Origin of the sequence: Croceicoccus sediminis, from assembly GCF_007570835.1 — a bacterium.
Taxonomy (GTDB): Bacteria; Pseudomonadota; Alphaproteobacteria; order Sphingomonadales; family Sphingomonadaceae; genus Croceicoccus; species Croceicoccus sediminis.
Map to the genome: position 1 here is coordinate 291,971 of NZ_SUNC01000003.1, position 20,005 is coordinate 311,975.

Genomic DNA, 20,005 nt, shown 5'->3' on the forward strand with positions numbered 1-20,005 from the left:
CGACGATAGAAGCCATCAGCCAGCAGTCCGCCCGTTCACGGAATCGGCAAGGCCTGCCGCCCACTTGGTAATATCGCCCGCGCCAAGGCACACGACCTGGTCGTTCGGTTCGACCGTCTGTGCCAGCACGTCGGCCAGCGCGTCCGCGCTTTCCACAACGCTCACGGTGCGGTGGCCGCGATCCTTGAGTCCCGCGACGAGCGCGTCGGCATCGACACCCTCGATCGGCTTTTCGCCCGCGGGATAGACCGGGGTGACGTAGACCACGTCGGCATCGTTGAAGGCCTGCTGAAACTCGCTCATGTGGTCGCGCAGGCGGCTGAACCGGTGCGGCTGGGCGACCGCGATCACCCTGCCCCGCGCGCCTTCACGCGCGGCGGACAGCACGGCGCGGATTTCGACGGGGTGGTGGCCATAGTCGTCGATGACGATCGCCGGTTCGGCACCCGTTTCGATCTCGCCCACTTTGGTGAAACGGCGCTTGACCCCGGAAAAGCGGGAGAAGCCGTCCTGGATCGTTTCGTGCGCGCACTGCATTTCCAGCGCGACGGCAATCGCGGCAAGCGAGTTCTGCACGTTGTGGCGGCCCGCCATCGGCAAGTCGACGCCCTCGATCCGGTCGACGTGGCCGTCGCGGTGTCGGATGGACACGTCGAACTTGTTGCCGCCGGGATAAGGCTGCACATTTTCGCCCCTCACGTCGGCCTGTGCAGAAAAGCCGTATGTGACCACGCGGCGGTCGCGGATCTTGGGCAGGATCGCCTGAACCTCGGGGTGATCGATGCACAAAACTGCCGCGCCATAGAACGGCACGTTCTCGATGAATTCGACGAAGGCGTCCTTCACCGCGTCGAAGCTGCCATAATGGTCGAGGTGTTCGGGGTCGATATTGGTGACGACCGCGATCTGCCCGTCGAGGCGCAGGAAAGACCCGTCGCTCTCATCCGCCTCCACCACCATCCAGTCGCTTTCGCCCACGCGCGCGTTCGAGCCATAGGAATTGATGATGCCGCCGTTGATGACGGTCGGGTCCACGCCGCCTGCATCGAGCAAGGCTGCGACCATCGAAGTCGTCGTCGTCTTGCCATGCGTGCCCGCCACCGCGACGGTACGTTTCAGCCGCATGAGTTCGGCCAGCATTTCCGCCCGGCGCACCACGGGGATGCGGTTTTCCAGCGCATAGACGACTTCGGGATTGTCCCGCTTTACCGCCGTCGAAGTGACCAGCACGGCGACCCCTTCGAGGTTTTCGCCTTTTTGCCCGATCATCACCGGGATGCCTTTTTTACGAAGCCCCTCGACGACATAGCTTTCGTTGATGTCCGATCCCTGCACCGAATAGCCCAGGTTGTGCATCACTTCGGCAATGCCGGACATGCCGATACCGCCGATGCCGGCAAAGTGGATCGTGCCGATGTCGGTCGAAACGCCCTTCATGCGCCCGCTCCTGCAGTCTGGGTGGAAGTTTCGGCACTTGCCGACTTGCCGACGCGGATCACGTCCATCAGTGGCGCGCCGCCGAAGCTTTCGACCAGGTCGGCCAGGTCCTTCGCCGCATTGGGGCGGCCGCAGTTCCAGGCCATGTGCGCGGCATTGCCCAGCGTTTCGGGGTCGGCGGCCATCGCCTCTATCTGGCGGGCCAGTTCCTCGGGCGTGAAAAGGTCCTGCCGGATCGACCGCGCGCCGCCAGCCTCTGCCATGTCGCGCGCGTTGGCCGACTGGTGATCGTCCATCGCGCTGGGCAGCGGGATCAGGATTGCGGGGCGGCCCACGGCGGTCAGTTCGGCAATGGTCGATGCGCCCGCGCGGCCGATGAACAGGTGCGCGTCGGCAAGGCGTTCGGCCATGTCCTCGAAATAAGTGCCCAGTTCGGCGGGTATCTCGTGGCGCTTGTAGGCCTCTCGCACCGTGTCGATATCGGCGGCGCGGCACTGCTGTGTCACTTGCAGGCGGTGGCGGATGCTCTTGGGCAGTTGCGCCAGCCCGTCGGGCACGACCCTCGACAGGACCGTCGCGCCCTGGCTGCCGCCAGTGACCAAGACGCGCAGCAAGCCATTGGCGCTGAACACGGGATAGGGACGGTTGCGAAGAGTCAGCACTTCGGCGCGGACCGGATTGCCGACAAGGTGGACTTTGCCCGCCGTTCCCGACGGCATCCGCTCCACCTTTTCATAGGCCGTGGCGATCGCCGCGACGCTGCGCGCAAGGAAGCGGTTGACCCGGCCCAGCACGGCGTTCTGTTCGTGGATCACCGAAGGCACTTTTGCGGCCCGCGCGGCCAGCAGGGTCGGCAGCGCGGGGTAGCCGCCGAAACCGACGACCGCGCTCGGCTTCATCTCGTTCAGCAGGCGGATCGCCATGCGCCGCCCCTTCCAGATCGCAAGCAGCGCCTTGAACCGGGCCAAGAGCCCGCCCTGCATCCGCCCGGCGGGCAGGACGTGGACCGACATCCCGTTGGGCACGCCGGGAATCGCCTCGCCCCGGCTGTCGGTGACGAGCGCGACCTGGTGCCCGCGGGCAAGCAGTTCGCTCGCCAGCGCGAAGGCGGGGATCATGTGTCCGCCGGTGCCCCCGGCGGCGAGTACGTAATGGCGCGTGACGCTCATCGCCTTTGCTATCGTCCTTCTATCGTCTCGGCCCCTTGGGGAGCCCATCGCGCGTCAGATACGGGTTACGCCGCGTAACCGCCAGTAGCAGCCCGACAGTAAGGCACAGCGCAATCATCGAGGAACCGCCATAGGAAATCAGCGGCAGGGTCATGCCCTTGGACGGGAACAGTTGCAGGTTCACCGCCATGTTGATGAAGGCCTGCCCGCCAAGCAGCGTCGCAAGGCCCGTTCCGGCCAGCAGGGTGAACAGATCGTCCTCCCCCGAAAGCCGCCACAGGACGCGAACCACCAATGCGCAGAACAGCAAGGCGATCCCGGCAACCGCGATCAGGCCGAATTCCTCGCCAATGACCGACAGGATATAATCGGTATGAGCCTCGGGCAGGGCTTTCTTGCGTTCGCCCATCCACAGGCCGCGCCCGAACCAGCCCCCGTTGGTCAGTGTCTTGTTGGCAAGGTCGACCTGGCTGTACGCCTCCGTGCCGCCGAGAAAATCGTCGATACGCCTCCGCGCATTGTCATAGAAGAAATAGGCCCCGACGATCAGCGCCACGATCCCGCCCATCGCCCAGCCCACGCGGTGCAACGGCAAGCCGACGGTGACGACCAGCACGAACCACACGCCGCACAGCAACATCGCCGTACCAAAGTCGGGCTGAAGCATCAGCAGGCCGACCGACACGGCCAGAACCGCGCCCGACAAGACCATGACCGGCAATTGCGGATCGCGCACCCGCCACGACAGGATCCACGCCAGCATGACGGTGAAGGCCGGTTTGTAGAATTCGGACGGCTGGAACGAGGCGCCCAGCCGGATCCAGCGGCGCGCGCCGTTGATTTCGGAACCCACGAAAGGCACCGCGACCAACAGGACGAACATTCCCGCGGCCAGCAGGATCGACAGCCTGCGCGCAGAATCGCGGGGCAGCAAACTTGCCGCGAACATCGTGGCGATGCCCATGACCAGCCAGGTCAGGTGCATCCAGAAAAAGTGCAGGTCCGACAGGGTCTTTTCCGCCGTCGACAGGCGATGGGCGCTGGCCGCGCTGCCCGCGGCGACGCCGATCACGCCTGCCATCATCAACAGGCCGACGATGGTGAGCAGGACCTTGTCGATCTCTCGCCACCAGACGGTGAGTTCGTGCCAGCGGCCGTTGCGACGCGTGGTGGAACGGCGAGCGATGTGCACCCCGCCCGCGCCGCGCTGGAAATTGCCGCCTTCGAATTGCGGAGCAAGGCTCACGATGCGTCTCCCTCCAATGACCGGACCATGCTGACGAAGGCCTCACCGCGCTTTTCATAATCGCGGAACTGGTCGAAACTGGCGCATGCCGGGCTGAGCAGGACGACATCGCCCTCTCCCGCCGCGGCGGCGGCGGAGCGTACGGCCTCTGCCATCAGTTCGGCGCGGACGACTTTTGGCACGCGGCCGCCAAGCAGCTGCGCGAACATCGGCCCAGCCTCTCCGATGGTGTAGGCGGCGGCGACATTGCCGAGGTGCGGCTCGATCTCGGCAAGGCTGTCGCCCTTGGGCAAGCCGCCGACGATCCAGTGAACGCGCGGCTTGCCATCCACGGGCGGAAACGCAGCCAGTGCGGGCGCGGCGGACGCGGGGTTCGTCGCCTTGGAATCGTTGACGAATAGTGCCCCGCCGACAGTGGCCACGCGTTCCATCCGGTGCGGCAGGCCGGGAAAGGTTTTCAGCCCGTCCGCGATCTGTTGATCGGTCAAACCCATGCGGCGCGCCGCAGCGACGGCGGCGCCGGCATTGCCCATGTTGTGCGGGCCTTGCAGGGCGGGCCAATCCGCCTGATCGCCGGGGATCGACACGTCTTCGATCACCACGGGTGCACGGCCTTCGAGGGCGCGGGCGACAGGTTCGATCTGGCGCAGCGAATGGCGGTCGACGATGGCAAGACCGTGGCCGTGCTGAAGCTCGAACAGGCGGGCCTTCGACGCGGCATAGCCGGAAAAACCGTCATCATACCGGTCGAGGTGATCGGGCGAGATGTTCAAAAGGATCGCGATGTCGGCTTCAAGGCTGCGCGTCAGGTCGATCTGATAGCTGGACAGTTCCAGCACGTAGACCCCGCCGTCGGGCAGCGGCTCCGTCCCCAGGATCGGAATGCCGATATTCCCGCCAAGCCGCGCAACGCGCCCCGCGCTGTCCAGCAGGTGGTGAATCAACGCGGTGGTCGTCGACTTGCCGTTAGTGCCGGTGATCGCGACCACACCGTGCGCAGGCAGTGCCTTGCGCGCGGTTGCGAACAGTTCGATGTCACCGATCAGCGGGACATTGGCGGTGCGGGCGATGTCGGCGATGGGATGCCGGTTGATCGGCACGCCGGGCGACACGACGATGCCCTTGCATCCTTTCACCGCATCGGGCGTCAGTTCGGCAACGGTGCAGGCGCCTTCGGTATCGGCGAAGATCTTTTCCGCATCGGCCCGCGCGCTTTCGTTACGGTCCCACGCCACGACGCTGGCCCCGGCGGCGCACAGGGCGCGCACGGTGGCAAGGCCGCTGCGTGCCAGCCCGAGCACCGCGTAGCGCGATCCTTCAAAGACCGCGCGCGGCAGGATCGAGGCCGGCCGTCCGCTCACCGCAGTTTCAGCGTGGCAAGGCCGATCACCGCAAGCACGATGGCAACGATCCAGAAACGGATCACGACGGTGCTTTCGGCCCAGCCCTTCTGTTCGTAGTGGTGGTGTATCGGCGCCATGCGGAAAATGCGCCTTCCGGTCCGTTTGAACCAGAAGACCTGCACGATGACCGACACGGCCTCCAGCACGAAAAGGCCGCCAACGATGGCCAGCACGACTTCGTGGTGCGCGGCAACGGCGATTACGCCCAGCGCGCCGCCCAGGGCCAGCGATCCGGTATCGCCCATGAACACCGCCGCAGGGGGCGCGTTGAACCACAGGAAGGCCAGTCCCGCCCCGATAATCGCGGCACACAGGATGGCCAGTTCGCCCGCACCTTCGACATAGGGAATGCCCAGGTATTCGGCGAAGTCGGTACGACCGACAAGGTAGGCGATGATCGCGAAGGTGCCCGAAGCGATGATGACCGGCATGATCGCCAGCCCGTCCAGACCGTCGGTCAGGTTCACCGCATTGCCCGCGCCGACGATCACGAAGGCGGCAAACACGTAATAGACCGGCCCCATCGGGATGCCGAAAGTCATGAACGGCAGGTAGAGCGTGGTGTCATCGACCACCAGCCACGCCGCAAGCCCCGCGATCAGGAATTCGAAAAACAGGCGCACTTTGCCCGAAAGGCCCTTGTGCGAACGCTTCGTCACCTTGTCATAATCGTCGAGGAATCCGATCAGGCCGAAGCCCACCGTCACCGCGATACAGGCCCAGACCATGAAGCTGGTCAGGTCCATCCACAGCAGCATCGAGATCAGCAGCGAGGTCATGATGAGCAACCCGCCCATCGTGGGCGTGCCGCGTTTGGCAAGGTGGGTCTGCGGACCGTCGGCACGGATCGGCTGACCCTTGCCCTGGCTGACCCGCAAGTAACCGATGAAGCGCGGACCGATGATCATGCCGATGGCAAGCGCCGTCAGCAGGCAGGCGCCCGCACGGAAGCTTTGATAGCGGATGAGGTTGGCCAGTCCCTCGAATTCGAAAAACTGGGCAAGCAGGTAAAGCATCGGCGCTCCTCAGCGGTGCTCTGGACAATGGCAGGCAGGTGCGTCGCCTGCCGCGCAAAACGCGTAGTCCTGCCATGCGCGAAGCGGCCCGCCTTGTGAAGCGGGCCGCCCTTGCTTTCCCCAGTGGGACCGGGGAAAGGGCGACATCACACCGCAACCGCCGTGGGCATGGCACGATCCGTCGAACCGGCGGACTGCAACACGAGCGCACCGCATCCCATCGAGGCCCCGGCAGCGCGCATCGCACCGAACACGGCCAGCGAAGCACAGGCATCGCCGAAATGATCGCCAAGCGCAAAGCACATGCGCTGCCCCATCATCTCTGCCGTCACCAGCCAGCCACCGTCGAAACCGCCGACAGCGTCGAGCAGGCAGATATCGGCACTGGCCTTGCGCCCGTAACCGTAGACTTGCGCGCCGGCGTCCAGCGCGGCGGCGCGCCAGCAGGCGAAATCGGGGTTATCGGCTGGCAGCACCGCAGCGCCGCCTGCCTGAAGGCCGGCACCCGCGCGGATACCCGCGGCGCGGTCAAGCTCGCGTCCGCCGACGAAGATGTGCGGGCGAAGCCGTTCGATCGAGGGGCATGCGTCGACATCGAAGACCGCGTGGCTGCGATCGGCGGCAAGACCGGCAAGCGCGGCGTCGAGGCCGTCTTCCATGGTCGCCTTCAGCGCCAGCCCCCGGCTCGCCATGTTGAGAGCGGTGAAGATCGAGCGTCCGACCGGCGTTCCGGCAAGACCCGCATGGGCGATGATCGTTGCGCGGGCGCGCGACCGGGCCGCGCGGGCCAGACGGGCCAGCGCCTCGTCGATGTCGGCCACGAGGACGTGCGGCCCGCGCACCGGGCGCGTGCTGACGACGCCGACGGCGCCGCGGGCAAGCGCGGCAACGGCATCGACTTCGCCGCGAGCGAAGTACAGCGCGCCGGGCACGACCTTGGCCGGGCTCATCGCGATGGAATGGGCCGCGAAGTCGCCGTGCGCTTCACCGCCGGTGGACAGGGCGACCGTGTGTGCGCGCCATAAGGTGCGATAGGCGGTGCCATCGCTTTCCTCGATGATGGCGCGGCGGGTGGCGGTGGGTACTGGCTGAGCGCTCATGCTGCACATTCCCTTGCTACGGTTACGTCGTCAAAAGGATGGACCTGGGTGTTCTCCCCACGTCCAATGATCTGCCCCTGTTCATGCCCCTTGCCGGCAAGCAGGACGATGTCGCCCCGGCCCGCCTGCTTCACTGCGGCGGCGATAGCGTCGCGCCGGCCCGCAATTTCCGTGATGTTGTCCGCGTTGCCTGCCCCGGCAACGATCGCGGCGCGAATACCCGCCGGGTCTTCGCCCCGCGGGTTGTCGTCCGTCACGATGGCCACGTCCGAATGGGCCGAAACGATTTCGCCCATGGGCGCGCGCTTGCCGGTGTCCCGGTCCCCGCCCGCGCCGAATACGGTGATGAGCCTGCCCTTCACATGCGGACGCAGCGCGAAAATCACCGCCTCCAGCGCGTCGGGCGTGTGGGCATAGTCGACATAGACCGGCGCGCCCGCACGGTTGATCGCCGCACGTTCCAGCCGCCCGCGCACCGGCTGAAGCCGGGACAGCGCGTCGAAGACCTGCTTCGCGCCCGGCCCTGCATCGTCAGCGGTCGCCAGCACGAGGCCCGCCGCGACAAGCGCGTTGGCCGCCTGATAGGCCCCGATCAAGGGCAGCGAGACCTTGTATTCCTCTCCCATGCAGGAAAGCTTCAGCACTTGGCCCAGTTCGGTCGGCGTGCGTTCAAGCAGGCGGATGCCGTTGTCCGCGGCGTCCGCCTGCTCGCCCACTTCGAACACGCGAAGACCCCGCCGTGTCGCATGTTCGCAGACCGCGCCGGAGCGCGGATCGTCCATCCAGATCACGGCCGATCCACCGTCCGACACGACCTCGTCGAAGAGGCGCATCTTGGCGGCGAAGTAGGCCTCCATGTCGGCGTGATAATCCAGATGGTCGCGGGAAAGGTTGGTGAAGGCGCCTGCAGCGACCTGCAGCCCTTCGTTGCGGTATTGCGAAAGCCCGTGGCTCGACGCTTCGTAGGCGACGTGGGTCACCCCTTCGCGGGCGAGGCCGGTCATGTTCGACAGGAAGGTCACGATGTCGGGCGTGGTCAGCCCGGTCGAAACGCTGGCATCGGGCGTGGTGACGCCCAGCGTACCGATGGACGCCGCCGAATTCCCGCACATGCGCCAGATCTGGCGCGTCATTTCCACCGTGCTTGTCTTGCCGTTGGTGCCGGTGACGGCAACCACGGTGCGCGGCGTTGGGGTGAAGAAGCCCGCGGCCAGCATGGCAAAGGCGCGGCGCGGATCGGCATCGGCGATGTGGATCGCGCCTTCGACATGCGCCTCGGGACGGGCGACGACGGCCACGGCGCCGTCTCGAATCGCGGCGGGAATGAAATCCTCGCCATTGACGGTGCTGCCCTGAAACGCGCCGAACACGGTGCCGGGCGCGACCTTGCGGTTGTCGATGGCGAAACCGGTGACATCGGCATCGCCCGAAGCCGTCAGACCGGCGCGTTCGGCAAGCGTGGAGAGCTTCATCAGTGAGCTCCCCCTTTTTCGAGCAGCGGACGCACGTCCGACAGGTCGATCTCGCGATTTTCGTCAGGATAGATGCCCAGCATCGGGCCGATGCGGGGGACGATGCGGCCAACCGCGGCGGCCGCATTCCAGGCTGCCGTACGCTGATAGCTGGTGGCCGCCGTGCCCTTGGGCTCGTCGTACATCGTGATGACGACATAGCGCGGGTTGTCCATCGGAAAGGCCGAGGCGAACGTGGTGACGAGCGAGGTACGCCGGTATCCGCCGTCACCCGGCTTTTCGGCCGAACCGGTCTTGCCGCCCAGGCGGAAACCGGGCGCGTCGGCCTTGCGCCCCGTGCCGTCGGTGACGATCAGGCGCAACAGCTGGCGCATGCGGGCGCTGGTCGATTCCTTGAACACGCGGCGGCCCTCGGGCACCTCGTCGGGCGAAAGCTTCTTCAGCGTGGCGGGACGCCAGATGCCGCCGTTGACCATCGCGGCATAGGCGCTGGCCAGATGCAGCGGGGTCACCGCGATGCCGTGGCCATAGGACACCGTCATCGTCGTCAGGCGCGGCCATTCGCCGCTGCGCCAGATCGGGAAGCCGCGGGCGGGCAGTTCGATATAGGGGCGTTCATTGAAGCCCAGCCGTTCCATCGTACGCTTCATCCGCACGCTGCCCAGTTCGTCCGCGATCTGCGCGGTGCCGATGTTGGACGAATGGATCAGGATTTCGGGAACGTTGATGTTCTGGCCGATCGTGTGGCTGTCGCGGATCGAGAAGCGGCCCACGCGCAGCGGTTTTCCGGCGGGATAGGTCTTGGCAAGGTTGGTGACGACGCCCGCGTCGATCGCGGCGGCGACGGCCAGCGGCTTGAAGGTGGAACCCAGTTCATAGACCTGGTTCGTCACCCGGTTGAACATCAGCTCCATGCCCTTCTGGTCGATGTGATTGGGATCGAAGCTGGGCAAGGAGGCAAGCGCGACGACTTCGCCGGTATCGACGTCCAGCACGATGCCGCCCGCGCCCTTGGCCTGGGCAAGCCCCATGCCGCGCAGCAGTTCGTCCTCAAGCGCGGCCTGAACGCGCGAGTCGATGGCCAGAACCTGTTCGGTACCGCGGGTCGAAGGGTCGGTCAGCGAAGTGTTGAACACCTCTTCCATGCCGACATGCCCCTTACCGTCCGCGCCGACATAGCCGAGCACGTGGGCGGCAAGGTTGCCTTCGGGGTAGTAACGGCTGGGCTCTGCAGGCGGCGACAGGGCCGGTTCACCGATTTCGAAGACGCGGTTCGCCTCTTCGGGAAGGATGCGGCGGCGCAAATACTGGCCCTTGCCCGATGCCAGGCGGCGTTCGAGGTCCGCCTCGTCCATGTCGGGGAAAATATCGACCAGCCGCGCGGCGACTTCGCCCGCCGGACGGGTCAGCGGTTCGCCGCCTTCCATCGCCTTGGGGTTGAACCACAGGGCATAGGACTTGAAATCGCGGGCCAGCGGCACGCCGTTGCGATCGACGATCATGCCGCGATCGGGCAGCAGCGCGTCTCCCGCGGGCGTAAAGCCGCCGGTGCCGCCGAAGACGCCCATCATCGCGACGCGCAGGACCAGCACGGCCGTCGCCAGCGCGAAGCCGAACGCGATCAGGGCAACGCGCTTGCGGGCCATCGTCAGGGTGGAAGCGCGAAGATCCGCACGGCGTCCCGGCGATGCGTGGGACGCCTGCGGCGATGCCTGCCGTGCGCGGTGCCGGTTGGCTGGCCCGGTCAGGCCCTGGGCCGTTCCGAGCGGTATCGATGCCATTAGCGCTGTTCTCCGATCACGGAGTCGATGTCGAACCGTTCTGCAAAGGATGCAGCGGCGCGTTCCTTCTCTTGCTTCGCGGCGGGCTTGGCCGCGTCGCGGACCGTATCGCGCCCGATGTCACGCCCTGTGTCACGCGCGACCAGCTGTCGCATCATCCGGGGCGCGTCGGCGGCGGCAAGGCGCACCGGCAGGTCCGCCTTGGCCTTTTCGGGATCGCCCTTCAGCTTGACTGGGGCAGGCGCGGTCTCGGCGCTCGCCATGCGGACGGGGGCGGCTGCCTCGTCGCCCTGGGCCACGGCCTCGGCGGCGTCGGCCATGCGGATCGGCGCGCTTTCGATGATGTCGACCGGCTTGCCCAGCATGGCGAGCTGTGCCTGACCGTCGAGGAACTGGCTGGCCTTGGGCGCGACATAGCCAAACTCCACCTCGTTCCAGCGGACCAGCTGCTGCTGGCGCGCACGGGTCTGGAATTCGGTTTCCAGCACCGCGATCCGCTGTTTCGCGGCAAGAATCGCCTTTTCCGTTTCCGCGATTTCGCTGTTCACGGCTTTCACCTGCAGCGTCAGCGCCAGTGCGAAAGCAAGCGCGAGCGCAACCGCACCGGTCCAGAGCAGGGAATGCAGTCGGGCGCGGTTGGTCATGCGGAAATCCTCTCGGCGTCGGGGCCTTTGGGGGAGCGGGCGGGTTCGGCAGTGCGAATGGCGGAACGCAGCACGGCGGACCGTGCGCGGGGGTTGCGGTCAAGCTCGGTCTTGCCGGCACGGACGGCCTTGGCAGGCTTGCGAAAAACCGGCTGATGCGCGGGGCCGACGTCGGGCATGTGGCGCGACGGTGCCGCGCCCGAATTGGACGCATCGCGCAGGAACCGCTTCACGATGCGGTCCTCAAGGCTGTGAAAGCTGACGACGGCAAGGCGGCCGCCTTCGGTCAGCAGCGCCTCGGACGCGGAAAGCGCGGCTTCCAGTTCGTCCAGTTCGCCGTTCACGTGGATGCGGATGGCCTGAAAGCTGCGGGTGGCCGGATCCTTCGGCGCGCCGGGGCGATAGCCCAGCGCCTTGCGCACGACATGGGCGAGCTGTCCGGTCGTTTCCAGCGGGCGCGCGGCAACGATGGCACGGGCCACGCGGCGCGACTGGCGTTCCTCGCCATACTGGAACAGGACGTCGGCGATCGTTTCCTCTGGCGCGGTGTTCAGGAAATCGGCCGCGCTTTCGCCTTCCTGGCTCATGCGCATGTCGAGAGGGCCGTCGGACGAGAAGGCAAAGCCGCGTCCCGGCTGGTCAAGCTGCATCGAGGAAACGCCGATATCCATGACGACTCCATCCACGGCCGCCACACCGGCTTCGTGCATCGCGTCGAGCATTTCGGAAAAGCGGCGGGGGTGGAGCACAAGGCGCGGGTTGTCCCCCGCAGTCTCTTCCCACTGGCGAGCGGCGGCGATCGCGTCGGGATCACGATCGAAGCCGTGGACAGTGGCCCCGGCTTCGAGCAGCGCACGGGTATAGCCGCCCGCGCCGAACGTCGCGTCGATGATGACGCTGCCGGGCTTGGGGTCGAGAGCCTCGACCACTTCATCGAGAAGGACGGGAATGTGCGGGGCGGCGCTCACTTGCGGCCTCGCTTGGGCTTGTCGGCATCGGCCATCAGCGCCTTGCACGCCGCCTTGGCCGCGGCCCAGTCGTCACCCATTTCCATGAGCTTTGCCGGGTTCCAGATCGTGAAGAACGCACCGCCGCCCTGGAAGAAGACCTGGTCTTCCAGCCCGCCGAGTTCGGCGAGGTATTCGGGCACGATGAAGCGGCCCGAATCGTCGAACGGCACTTCCATGAAACCGTAGAGCTGAGCCGAGCGGGTATCGCGGTCGAAGTCCTTTTCAAGGCGGATCGCGCGTTCTTCCTCGCGGTCGAGCTGTTCTTCCAGCTCGTCCATGCGGGACAGGCCGAAGCCGGTCAGGCAGTCCCAGCGTTCATGTTTTGCGATGCACAGGACCTTGGTGTCGTGCGAGCTGTCGCGGACGACCTTGCGGAACGAGGGGGGCAGCACGAGGCGACCCTTTTCGCCGCGAAGCGAAAAGCCCTGCCCTCGATAGCTGAATGGCCGTCCCGCCACGTGATCCCCGAAACTTTAAAAATTGATCCCCGCGGAACACACGTCTCCCCCGCACCTGGCCGCGCCCTAGCGCTGCCCGGCACGCCCCCTGCGGGCGCGGCAAATCATGCGTTCCATGAATGATGGAAGTAATACCTCGGACTTATCGGGGATGAAAGGGGAAATTACGGGAAAATACGTTTCAACCTGTGGAACCGTAGGGAATCCGTAGTTCGCGCGTCCTTTTCATGCCTGCAGAATCGCGTATTTATGGCCTCGATTCAACCGCAATCCCGTGTTTTCCCGGAAGAATCGGGCACTCGTCCCGCAAAAGTCCCGTGCTTTCCCCGAATCGCGGCGCCGTGCCCGCGCTTTCCCCAGTTCAGGGGGCCGATGGCGGCGTACTGGCAGCGTCGATCAGGTCGAACAGCACCGTGTCGGCGGCCTGTCCCGCATGATCCCCGTCGGCAAGGAAAGTCGCATCGGCCAGCAGCATGACCTTGCCCGCACCCACATTGCACCGCGCGACAAGGCCGCCCGAAGAAAGGTGGCAGCGGCTGTCGTGGCCGGTGTCGGTCAGTTCGAAAAGCCCGCCTTCCTCGACCGGGATGGTCACGCCGTTCCAGCTTGCCTCGTGCGCCTCACGATCGTCATGGACCAGCCGCAGCCCCCAGCGACCCAGGATCGGGGACAGCATGGAAATCGCCTCGGGACGGCGGCGATCCCCGAACCCGTAGGCGGAATGCACATCCAGCATGGGATCGACGATCATCACGACGCGCCCGCCCCTGCGCACGAAATCGTCCAGCGCGACGTTTTCATCGCCTGAAAGCGCGCGGGGCTGTGCCATCAGCAGGACGCCATTTTCGGGAAGCGCGGTCAGCGTGTCGAGCGGGGTCAGATCGTACCGGGTTTCGAGCGCAGTGCGTGCCCAGTGGACCGGCGCGGTGGATGACAGCAAGTCCCCTACCCCGCCCTCGGACCAGTAGATCGGCAGGCTGGTGAAGAGCAGCAGCGGCTCGCGCTTTTCGGCCGGAGCGACCACTCCTTCGCTACTGGGGTGCGTTGCCGGGTCGGCAGGCTGGGTCGAACAGGCGGTGAGAGCGAGTGCGGCCAGAGCGATGGCGGCATGGGCGCTTGCGAATCTCACGGCTTATTGCCCCGTCTGGGGCAGGCTCTCGTCGACGACGTCCGGCGGGATCTGGTCCGCGGGCAGGTCGGGGACGATGATCGGCTGCTGCTGCATTTGCTGCTGTTGCTGATCGCCGGGAAGTTCAGGTGCGACGCCGATATCGACCAGCGGGTCATTGGCCGGTTCGTTCCCCTGCTCATTCGCGGCCTGCATGGACGGATCGTCAGCCTGCTGCGCGGTCTGCAGGATCGAACTGGCGATAGCGACGATAAGGAGGACGACCAGCAGCCCGCCGACGCCGACCTTCAGCCGATACATCGCCTCTTCCTTTGTGCCCATCAGGCCCGACGACCGGGAAGTGGTGATGCGCGAGGCCATGACCCTGCCTCCCCTCAAGCCTTCAGCCAGGGGAAGACGGGCAGGCCCTTATTCTCCAGCCACTCCGCATTGTAGAGGCTGGACAAGTATCGGAAGCCGGTGTCGCACAGGATCGTGGCGACGCGCGCGGGGCGGCCGTGCTTCTCGGTCAGCATGCGGCCCAGAAGAACCGCGCCGGCCACGTTGATCCCGCTCGATAGACCGAGGCACAGGCCTTCTTCGGCCAGCAGGCGGCGAACCCACTCAAGCCCTTCCTCGTCCGAGATGCGGAACTGCGTATCGACCGGCGCATCTTCGAGGTTGGCGGTAATGCGCCCCTGCCCGATGCCTTCGGCGACCGACGATCCTTCGGACTTCAGCTCGCCATGGGCGTAATATTCGTAAAGCGCCGCGCCGTGCGGGTCGGACAGGGCGATGGTGACGTTCTCGTCCTTTTCCTTCAGCCCCATGCCCACGCCCGCCAGCGTGCCGCCGGTTCCGACCGCGCAAGTAAAGCCGTCGATGCGGCCTTCCATCTGGTCCCAGATTTCGGGCGCGGTGGAATCGATGTGCGAGCGGCGATTGGCGATATTATCGAACTGGTTGGCCCAGACCGCGTTCGGCGTTTCTTCGGCGATGCGGCGCGAGGTGTGGACGAAGTGACCGGGGTTCGAGAACGGCGCGGCCGGAACCGTCACCAGCTCCGCACCCAGCGCACGCAGCGTGTCCATCTTCTCCCGGCTTTGCGTTTCGGGCATGACGATCACGGTCTTGTAGCCGAGCGCATTGGCAACCAGCGCAATGCCGATGCCGGTATTGCCTGCCGTACCTTCGACAATGGTGCCCCCCGGCTTCAGCACACCGCGCTTTTCCGCGTCGCGCACGATCCACAGCGCCGCACGGTCCTTTACCGATGCGCCGGGGTTCGCAAATTCGCACTTGCCAAAGATGTCGCAGCCAGCAGCCTTGCTGGGCCCTTCGAGACGGACGAGCGGCGTATTGCCGATGAGGGAGAGTGTATCGGGTAGCGTCTTCATTATGCCGCGAGAGGTAGGACGCGAAACCTGTCGGGGCAATGAAGAAAAGCTTGTGCGGCTTATTCGCCCTACTCTCTGGCAGCGCGCAGGGCTGCACCTGCGGCGAAGGGGCACAGCGCGACGAGCACGAGACTGGCCGCAGCCGTCAGGGCAAGGCCGCCTTCTCCGCCCGTCGACAGGCTGCCCGCACCGAAGATCAGCAGCGGCACCGCCAGCGGCAGGATCAGCAAACCGGCCAGCGCCGCACCGCCGCGCAGGCCCGCCGTCACCGCCGCCACCGCCACGCCCAGCGCCGCGAGCCCCGGCGTGCCCGCCAAAAGGCCCAGTTCCAGCGTCAGCAATTGCTCGCCCGAGAGGCCCAGCAGCACCGCAGCGATCGGCGTTGCCAGCATCAGCGGCACGGCAAAGCACAGCCAGTGGGCGAAAATGCGAACCGCGCAAAGCCACTCCTCTGCCAGTCCGCGCAAGGCCCACTGGTCGAAGAAGCCAGCCTCAAGATCGGGTTCGACCAGCCGGTCCAGCGGCAGGATCGCGGCCAGCAGCGCCGCCACCCAGACGACGCCCCCGCCCGTGCGCGCCAGCAATTTCGCGTCCGGCCCCACGGCAAAGGGATAGAGCATGGCGACTGCCAGAAAGAACAGGATCGGCAGCAGCGCCCCGCCCCTGCGTCCGCCACCCAGCAGCAGCACGACATCGCGTTTCAGGATCGGCCAGATCATACGACGAATTCCGCCAGTTCGAGCCGCTTCAGCCCCGGAACGGCAACCGGCTGGTGCGAAGCCAGCACGCACAGGCCGCCGTCGGCGCAATGCTGCGCCACCAGCTTTTCAACCACCGCCACCGAGGCCGTGTCCAGCCCGTTCAACGGTTCGTCCAATAGCCAGATCGGCGCGCCCTGCGCCAGCGTGCGGGCCAGAGCGGCGCGTTTTCTCTGCCCCGTCGACAGGTAACGCACCGGCACATCGAGCAGGTCGTGCAGGCCTACCGCCGACAGCACCGTGTCCAGCCGGTCAGCGGGCGTCGCATCGACCTCCCGCCAGAAATCGAGCGCGCGGCCCAGCGGCAGATGCGTGTCCAGCGCAGGGCGTTCATCCAGCAGGGCCATCGCGCCTTCGCGCTCCACCTCTCCGGCAAAGGGGCGCATCAGCCCGGCAAGAATCCGCATCAGGCTGGATTTGCCGATGCCGTTCGCCCCGGCAAGGTGCAACGCCTCGCCCGCCTCCACCGCCAGCGACAGGCGCGCGAACAGCAGCCGTTCGCCCCGGCGGCAGGCAATGTCGTTCGCGCGGATAAAGGGGCGGGTCGCAATCATCGAAACGCTGCCCTATGGGATCGCGCAGGACCTGCCAAGTTGCAGCATCGAACAAGAAACAGCGAAGAGGGGCGACCATGGTGTCACGGATCGAAGGCAAAGCACTCCACGCAGCGGTGGCCGATCTTAACGGATGGGACCTGCGCGCCGACATGCTGGCGATAGAACGCAAGTTCGCATTTGACGATTTCGTCGAGGCTTTCGGCTTCATGACGAAGGTGGCGATCCTGGCCGAAAAGGCGGACCATCATCCCGAATGGTTCAACGTCTACAACCGGGTCGAAATCACGTTGACTACGCACGACGCGGACGGCGTATCGCAGCGCGACATCGACCTCGCGAACGCCATCGCGGGATTGCTCTGAAGGCGCGCGATTTGCCTCGGCGGCGCTGATCTGTTCAACTTCCCGCTCCATTGAGGGGAAGTGGACCATGCATCGCATCATCACCGCAACGTTGTTGGCGTTTGGCCTTGCCGCTTGCGGCGCGCCCGCGCCCGAACCGGCGGAACCGGCCGAAAACGTCCTGAAACTCGACGTAGAGGGGCTGAAATTCGTCGGGCCGGACACGATCCAGTCGGGCTGGACCACGGTGCGCATCAACAATTCCGGCGGGATGACGCATCACGGCCTTGTCTATCGCCTGCCCGAAGGGGTGACCGCGCAGATGCTGGACGAGCAGGTCGTGCGCCCGATACAGGCCAGCCTGACGGCGATGATCGCGGGCGATACCGACAAGGCCGCGCAGATCGCATCGACCTTTCCGGCGTGGCTGGCCGATATCGAATACATGGGCGGACCGGGCATGATGTCCGACGGCGTGACCGGAGAGGCGACGATGTTCCTTACGCCCGGCAATTACATCGTCGAATGCTATGTCAAATCGAACGGGGTGCAGCACAACTTCAACCCGGAACCGGGCGAACTGGGCATGGTCCTGCCGCTGACGGTCCTGCCCGAAGACGGCGGCATGGCGGAGCCCGATGCCAACGTTACGCTGGCCCTGGATAACGATGGATACCGGATTACCGACGGCGCATTCGTGCCGGGCGAAAACTCGGTCCGCGTCGAATTCGTCCAGCAGCAGCTCTACAACGATTTCGTCGGGCATGACGTGCACCTGTTTCGCATGGACGCCGATACCGATGTCGAAGCGGCAGCGCGCTGGCCCGATTTCTTTCCGGTCGACGGCCAGCAGACGCCCGCGCCAGCGAAATTCGTCGGCGGCATTCACGACATGCCCGAGGGATCGACCGGCTATTTCAAGGTCGACCTGGAAAAAGGCGAATACGGCATGACCGCCGAAATCCCCGATGCGAAGGCCAAGGGTTTCTTCAAACGGTTCAGCGTCGCGGGAAGCTGACCGGCCCGGGCCTTCGCCCGTTCCAGCCGCCAGGGATCAAAGCGCCGCGTTCTGGTAATAGTGCCAGATGAACACCGCCGCCGCGCCGCGATGGGGGCGCCAGCCTTCGGCCAGGTCGCGCGTTTCCTTCTCGCCCGGCCGTTCCGACAGGTCCAGCAGCTTGCCCATGCCGACCTGCACGGCAAGGTCGCCGGCGGGCCAGATGTCCTGCCGCCCTTCGGCGAACAGCAGGTATATTTCCGCCGACCAGCGCCCGATGCCCTTGATCCGGGTCAGCGCGGCAATCGCCGCTTCATCATCGGCGGGCAGATTTTCGAAATCGACGTCGCCTGCCAGCACCAGTTCGCACAGCGAGCGGGCATAGCCCTGTTTCTGCCGCGAAAGGCCGCAGCTGCGCAGCGCGTCGAATTCACTGGCCAGGAGTTCTTCGGGCGGGATCGTATCGCCCAGAAGGTCTTCCAGTTTTCGCCAGACCGAATCGGCAGCGGCGACCGATACTTGCTGACCCACGATGGTGCGCAGCATCGTGCGATAGCCCCGGTCGCGGATGCGTTCATCGGGATAGCCGACACGGTCCAGCGCGCGCGCCATCGCCGGTTCGATCGCGGCAATCGCGTCGAGACCTTGCTTCAACTGCTTTCGAGAAAGTCCCAAGAATGCGCCCTCAGCTTGCCTGATGTTTCACTGAAAGCTTGCCATTTGCACTTTCAGTCAGTAGCAGCCCCCGCCAAGAGATTGGCGGATCCGCTTTCAAGGCGATCCGTAAGCGAAGGACAAGCGAGAACCAATGCCAAAGCTGATCGTCGTGAATCGTGAAGGAACCGAATCCACCGTCGAGGCGGATGATGGCCTGACGGTCATGGAAGCGATCCGCGACAACGGGTTCGACGAACTCCTCGCGCTGTGCGGCGGTTGCTGTTCGTGTGCCACGTGCCACGTCTATGTCGACCCCGCATTCAAGGACAAGCTTCCGGAAGTGAGTGAGGACGAGGACGATCTGCTTGACAGTTCGGACCATCGCAACGAGAACTCGCGACTTTCCTGCCAGATTCCGCTGAACGCGGAAATGGACGGTCTCAAGGTTACTATCGCGCCGGAAGACTGAGCGCGACGCGGCAAACTGGCCGCATACGAGTTCGGAGAGGAGAGAAGCCCCGGTGCCGCGCAGCGCCGGGGCAATCTCTTTTTTGGGGCATCTCTTTTTGGTCAGGCGTTTCCGCGCGAAGCACGAAACGGCGCCGACAAAGGTTCGCTCCGCCCCTTAGACGTAGGGCGGCTTGTGCAGGCCCGTGGGGCTTTCGGTAAAGATCTCGCACCCGGTTTCGGTGATGCCGATCGAATGTTCGAACTGCGCCGAAAGCGAACGGTCCCGCGTCACCGCGGTCCAGCCATCTTCCAAAAGCTTCACCGAAGGCTTGCCAAGGTTGATCATCGGCTCGATCGTGAAGAACATGCCGGGCTTCAATTCAGGTCCGGTGCCGGGACGACCGGCGTGGATCACTTCGGGTGCATCGTGGAACAGGCGGCCAAGACCGTGCCCGCAGAAATCGCGCACAACGCCGTAACGGTGACTTTCGGCGTATTTCTGGATCGCCGCACCGATATCGCCCAGCCGGTTGCCGGGCTTGGCCTTTTCGATGCCGATCATCAGGCATTCGTAAGTCACCTCGACCAGCTTTTTCGCTTTCAGCGGGGCATCGCCCACGATGAACATGCGACTGGTGTCGCCGTGCCAGCCATCCAGCATCGGGGTCACGTCGATGTTGAGGATATCCCCTTCCTTGAGCGTCTTTGGCCCCGGAATACCGTGGCACACCACGTGATTGATCGAGATGCAGCACGAATGGGCATACCCGCGATAGCCCATCGTGGCCGGCACCGCCCCCGCCGCCAGCGTGAGGCGGCGCACTTCGTCATCGATCTGCGCCGTCGTGACGCCCGGCTGGACCAGCGGGACCATCGCATCGAGAATTTCGGCGGCAAGACGCCCGGCCTTGCGCATGCCCTGAAACCCGGCCTCGCCGTGCAGCTTGATCGTGCCGTCGCGCGGCAGCATGTCGTGTTCGTCGACTGTCATGTATTCGGTCATG

At 65.5% G+C, this 20,005-nt stretch carries 21 protein-coding genes; 3 read left to right on the forward strand and 18 right to left on the reverse strand.

Annotation, left to right across the window (positions count from 1 at the left end; all coding sequences use genetic code 11):
- Positions 1–15: 15 nt before the first annotated feature.
- The 16 genes from murC to ccmA all read right to left on the reverse strand — a co-directional run bounded on the left by murC (position 16) and on the right by ccmA (position 16,553).
- Positions 16–1,437: a UDP-N-acetylmuramate--L-alanine ligase gene (murC, locus tag FAX90_RS12015; RefSeq protein ID WP_144097647.1), complete on the reverse strand. Its 1,422-nt coding sequence runs from the start codon at positions 1,435–1,437 to the stop codon at positions 16–18.
- The gene (murG, locus tag FAX90_RS12020; RefSeq protein ID WP_144097648.1) at positions 1,434–2,606 is read right to left on the reverse strand and encodes an undecaprenyldiphospho-muramoylpentapeptide beta-N-acetylglucosaminyltransferase; all 1,173 of its coding nucleotides are present in this window, start codon (positions 2,604–2,606) and stop codon (positions 1,434–1,436) included. The genes murC and murG overlap by 4 nt, the downstream gene beginning before the upstream one ends.
- A 19-nt stretch (positions 2,607–2,625) precedes the next feature.
- Complete coding sequence (locus tag FAX90_RS12025) at positions 2,626–3,852, reverse strand: FtsW/RodA/SpoVE family cell cycle protein (RefSeq protein WP_338080283.1); 1,227 nt, start codon at positions 3,850–3,852, stop codon at positions 2,626–2,628.
- A complete protein-coding gene (gene murD / locus FAX90_RS12030) occupies positions 3,849–5,192 on the reverse strand; it encodes a UDP-N-acetylmuramoyl-L-alanine--D-glutamate ligase (protein ID WP_144097862.1) in 1,344 nt (447 codons plus the stop codon). Before murD ends, FAX90_RS12025 begins: the two co-directional genes overlap by 4 nt.
- Before the next feature lie 17 nt (positions 5,193–5,209).
- Complete coding sequence (gene mraY / locus FAX90_RS12035) at positions 5,210–6,271, reverse strand: phospho-N-acetylmuramoyl-pentapeptide-transferase (RefSeq protein ID WP_144097649.1); 1,062 nt, start codon at positions 6,269–6,271, stop codon at positions 5,210–5,212.
- A 146-nt stretch (positions 6,272–6,417) separates the two neighbouring features.
- A complete protein-coding gene (locus tag FAX90_RS12040) occupies positions 6,418–7,371 on the reverse strand; it encodes a hypothetical protein (protein ID WP_144097650.1) in 954 nt (317 codons plus the stop codon).
- The gene (locus tag FAX90_RS12045) at positions 7,368–8,843 is read right to left on the reverse strand and encodes a UDP-N-acetylmuramoyl-L-alanyl-D-glutamate--2,6-diaminopimelate ligase (RefSeq protein ID WP_144097651.1); all 1,476 of its coding nucleotides are present in this window, start codon (positions 8,841–8,843) and stop codon (positions 7,368–7,370) included. Before FAX90_RS12045 ends, FAX90_RS12040 begins: the two co-directional genes overlap by 4 nt.
- Entirely contained in the window at positions 8,843–10,489 is a 1,647-nt protein-coding gene (locus FAX90_RS12050) for a peptidoglycan D,D-transpeptidase FtsI family protein (RefSeq protein ID WP_240704906.1), read from the reverse strand. Before FAX90_RS12050 ends, FAX90_RS12045 begins: the two co-directional genes overlap by 1 nt.
- Before the next feature lie 134 nt (positions 10,490–10,623).
- Complete coding sequence (locus FAX90_RS12055; protein ID WP_144097653.1) at positions 10,624–11,268, reverse strand: hypothetical protein; 645 nt, start codon at positions 11,266–11,268, stop codon at positions 10,624–10,626.
- Positions 11,265–12,236, reverse strand: a complete 972-nt coding sequence (rsmH, locus tag FAX90_RS12060; RefSeq protein ID WP_144097654.1) for a 16S rRNA (cytosine(1402)-N(4))-methyltransferase RsmH — start codon at positions 12,234–12,236, stop codon at positions 11,265–11,267. The genes FAX90_RS12055 and rsmH overlap by 4 nt, the downstream gene beginning before the upstream one ends.
- Positions 12,233–12,736, reverse strand: coding sequence for a division/cell wall cluster transcriptional repressor MraZ (locus FAX90_RS12065; protein ID WP_170234971.1), 504 nt, complete (start codon positions 12,734–12,736; stop codon positions 12,233–12,235). Before FAX90_RS12065 ends, rsmH begins: the two co-directional genes overlap by 4 nt.
- Before the next feature lie 361 nt (positions 12,737–13,097).
- Positions 13,098–13,865 carry a Gldg family protein gene (locus tag FAX90_RS12070; RefSeq protein ID WP_144097655.1) on the reverse strand — a complete coding sequence of 256 codons (768 nt, stop codon included), beginning with the start codon at positions 13,863–13,865 and terminating at the stop codon, positions 13,098–13,100.
- Positions 13,866–13,868: 3 nt separating this feature from the next.
- Positions 13,869–14,225 (reverse strand): hypothetical protein, encoded by a 357-nt coding sequence (locus tag FAX90_RS12075; protein WP_144097656.1) that lies wholly within the window; start codon positions 14,223–14,225, stop codon positions 13,869–13,871.
- A 14-nt stretch (positions 14,226–14,239) separates the two neighbouring features.
- Positions 14,240–15,241: a cysteine synthase A gene (locus FAX90_RS12080; RefSeq protein WP_144097657.1), complete on the reverse strand. Its 1,002-nt coding sequence runs from the start codon at positions 15,239–15,241 to the stop codon at positions 14,240–14,242.
- A 68-nt stretch (positions 15,242–15,309) separates the two neighbouring features.
- Positions 15,310–15,960 (reverse strand): heme exporter protein CcmB, encoded by a 651-nt coding sequence (gene ccmB, locus FAX90_RS12085; RefSeq protein ID WP_144097658.1) that lies wholly within the window; start codon positions 15,958–15,960, stop codon positions 15,310–15,312.
- Complete coding sequence (ccmA, locus tag FAX90_RS12090; RefSeq protein WP_144097659.1) at positions 15,957–16,553, reverse strand: heme ABC exporter ATP-binding protein CcmA; 597 nt, start codon at positions 16,551–16,553, stop codon at positions 15,957–15,959. The genes ccmB and ccmA overlap by 4 nt, the downstream gene beginning before the upstream one ends.
- A 77-nt stretch (positions 16,554–16,630) precedes the next feature.
- Here ccmA and FAX90_RS12095 point away from each other — a divergent pair, with 77 nt between their 5' ends.
- Both FAX90_RS12095 and FAX90_RS12100 read left to right on the forward strand, forming a co-directional pair.
- The gene (locus FAX90_RS12095; RefSeq protein ID WP_144097660.1) at positions 16,631–16,918 is read left to right on the forward strand and encodes a 4a-hydroxytetrahydrobiopterin dehydratase; all 288 of its coding nucleotides are present in this window, start codon (positions 16,631–16,633) and stop codon (positions 16,916–16,918) included.
- Positions 16,919–16,985: 67 nt separating this feature from the next.
- Positions 16,986–17,915 carry a hypothetical protein gene (locus FAX90_RS12100; protein WP_144097661.1) on the forward strand — a complete coding sequence of 310 codons (930 nt, stop codon included), beginning with the start codon at positions 16,986–16,988 and terminating at the stop codon, positions 17,913–17,915.
- Between the two features lie 36 nt (positions 17,916–17,951).
- On the opposite strand, the gene FAX90_RS12105 is transcribed toward FAX90_RS12100, so the two are convergent.
- Positions 17,952–18,569 (reverse strand): DNA-3-methyladenine glycosylase family protein, encoded by a 618-nt coding sequence (locus FAX90_RS12105; RefSeq protein ID WP_144097662.1) that lies wholly within the window; start codon positions 18,567–18,569, stop codon positions 17,952–17,954.
- 133 nt (positions 18,570–18,702) lie between these two features.
- On the opposite strand from FAX90_RS12105, the gene FAX90_RS12110 reads away from it, so the two are divergent.
- Positions 18,703–19,020 carry a 2Fe-2S iron-sulfur cluster-binding protein gene (locus FAX90_RS12110; protein ID WP_144097663.1) on the forward strand — a complete coding sequence of 106 codons (318 nt, stop codon included), beginning with the start codon at positions 18,703–18,705 and terminating at the stop codon, positions 19,018–19,020.
- Between the two features lie 156 nt (positions 19,021–19,176).
- Here the strand turns inward: FAX90_RS12110 and map are convergent, their stop codons facing one another.
- Positions 19,177–20,004, reverse strand: a complete 828-nt coding sequence (map, locus tag FAX90_RS12115) for a type I methionyl aminopeptidase (protein ID WP_144097664.1) — start codon at positions 20,002–20,004, stop codon at positions 19,177–19,179.
- Position 20,005 lies beyond the last annotated feature (1 nt).

What these genes read in the sequence shown, in the direction of transcription:
- FAX90_RS12110 (WP_144097663.1), top strand. Translation starts at nt 18,703, where the DNA reads ATGCCAAAGCTGATCGTCGTGAATCGTGAAGGAACCGAATCCACCGTC.
- murC (WP_144097647.1), bottom strand. Translation starts at nt 1,437, where the DNA reads ATGAAGGGCGTTTCGACCGACATCGGCACGATCCACTTTGCCGGCATC.
- FAX90_RS12040 (WP_144097650.1), bottom strand. Translation starts at nt 7,371, where the DNA reads ATGAGCGCTCAGCCAGTACCCACCGCCACCCGCCGCGCCATCATCGAG.
- murG (WP_144097648.1), bottom strand. Translation starts at nt 2,606, where the DNA reads ATGAGCGTCACGCGCCATTACGTACTCGCCGCCGGGGGCACCGGCGGA.
- ccmB (WP_144097658.1), bottom strand. Translation starts at nt 15,960, where the DNA reads ATGATCTGGCCGATCCTGAAACGCGATGTCGTGCTGCTGCTGGGTGGC.
- map (WP_144097664.1), bottom strand. Translation starts at nt 20,004, where the DNA reads ATGACCGAATACATGACAGTCGACGAACACGACATGCTGCCGCGCGAC.
- FAX90_RS12075 (WP_144097656.1), bottom strand. Translation starts at nt 14,225, where the DNA reads ATGGCCTCGCGCATCACCACTTCCCGGTCGTCGGGCCTGATGGGCACA.
- FAX90_RS12080 (WP_144097657.1), bottom strand. Translation starts at nt 15,241, where the DNA reads ATGAAGACGCTACCCGATACACTCTCCCTCATCGGCAATACGCCGCTC.
- ccmA (WP_144097659.1), bottom strand. Translation starts at nt 16,553, where the DNA reads ATGATTGCGACCCGCCCCTTTATCCGCGCGAACGACATTGCCTGCCGC.
- FAX90_RS12095 (WP_144097660.1), top strand. Translation starts at nt 16,631, where the DNA reads ATGGTGTCACGGATCGAAGGCAAAGCACTCCACGCAGCGGTGGCCGAT.
- FAX90_RS12100 (WP_144097661.1), top strand. Translation starts at nt 16,986, where the DNA reads ATGCATCGCATCATCACCGCAACGTTGTTGGCGTTTGGCCTTGCCGCT.
- FAX90_RS12045 (WP_144097651.1), bottom strand. Translation starts at nt 8,843, where the DNA reads ATGAAGCTCTCCACGCTTGCCGAACGCGCCGGTCTGACGGCTTCGGGC.
- FAX90_RS12055 (WP_144097653.1), bottom strand. Translation starts at nt 11,268, where the DNA reads ATGACCAACCGCGCCCGACTGCATTCCCTGCTCTGGACCGGTGCGGTT.
- FAX90_RS12050 (WP_240704906.1), bottom strand. Translation starts at nt 10,489, where the DNA reads ATGGCCCGCAAGCGCGTTGCCCTGATCGCGTTCGGCTTCGCGCTGGCG.
- mraY (WP_144097649.1), bottom strand. Translation starts at nt 6,271, where the DNA reads ATGCTTTACCTGCTTGCCCAGTTTTTCGAATTCGAGGGACTGGCCAAC.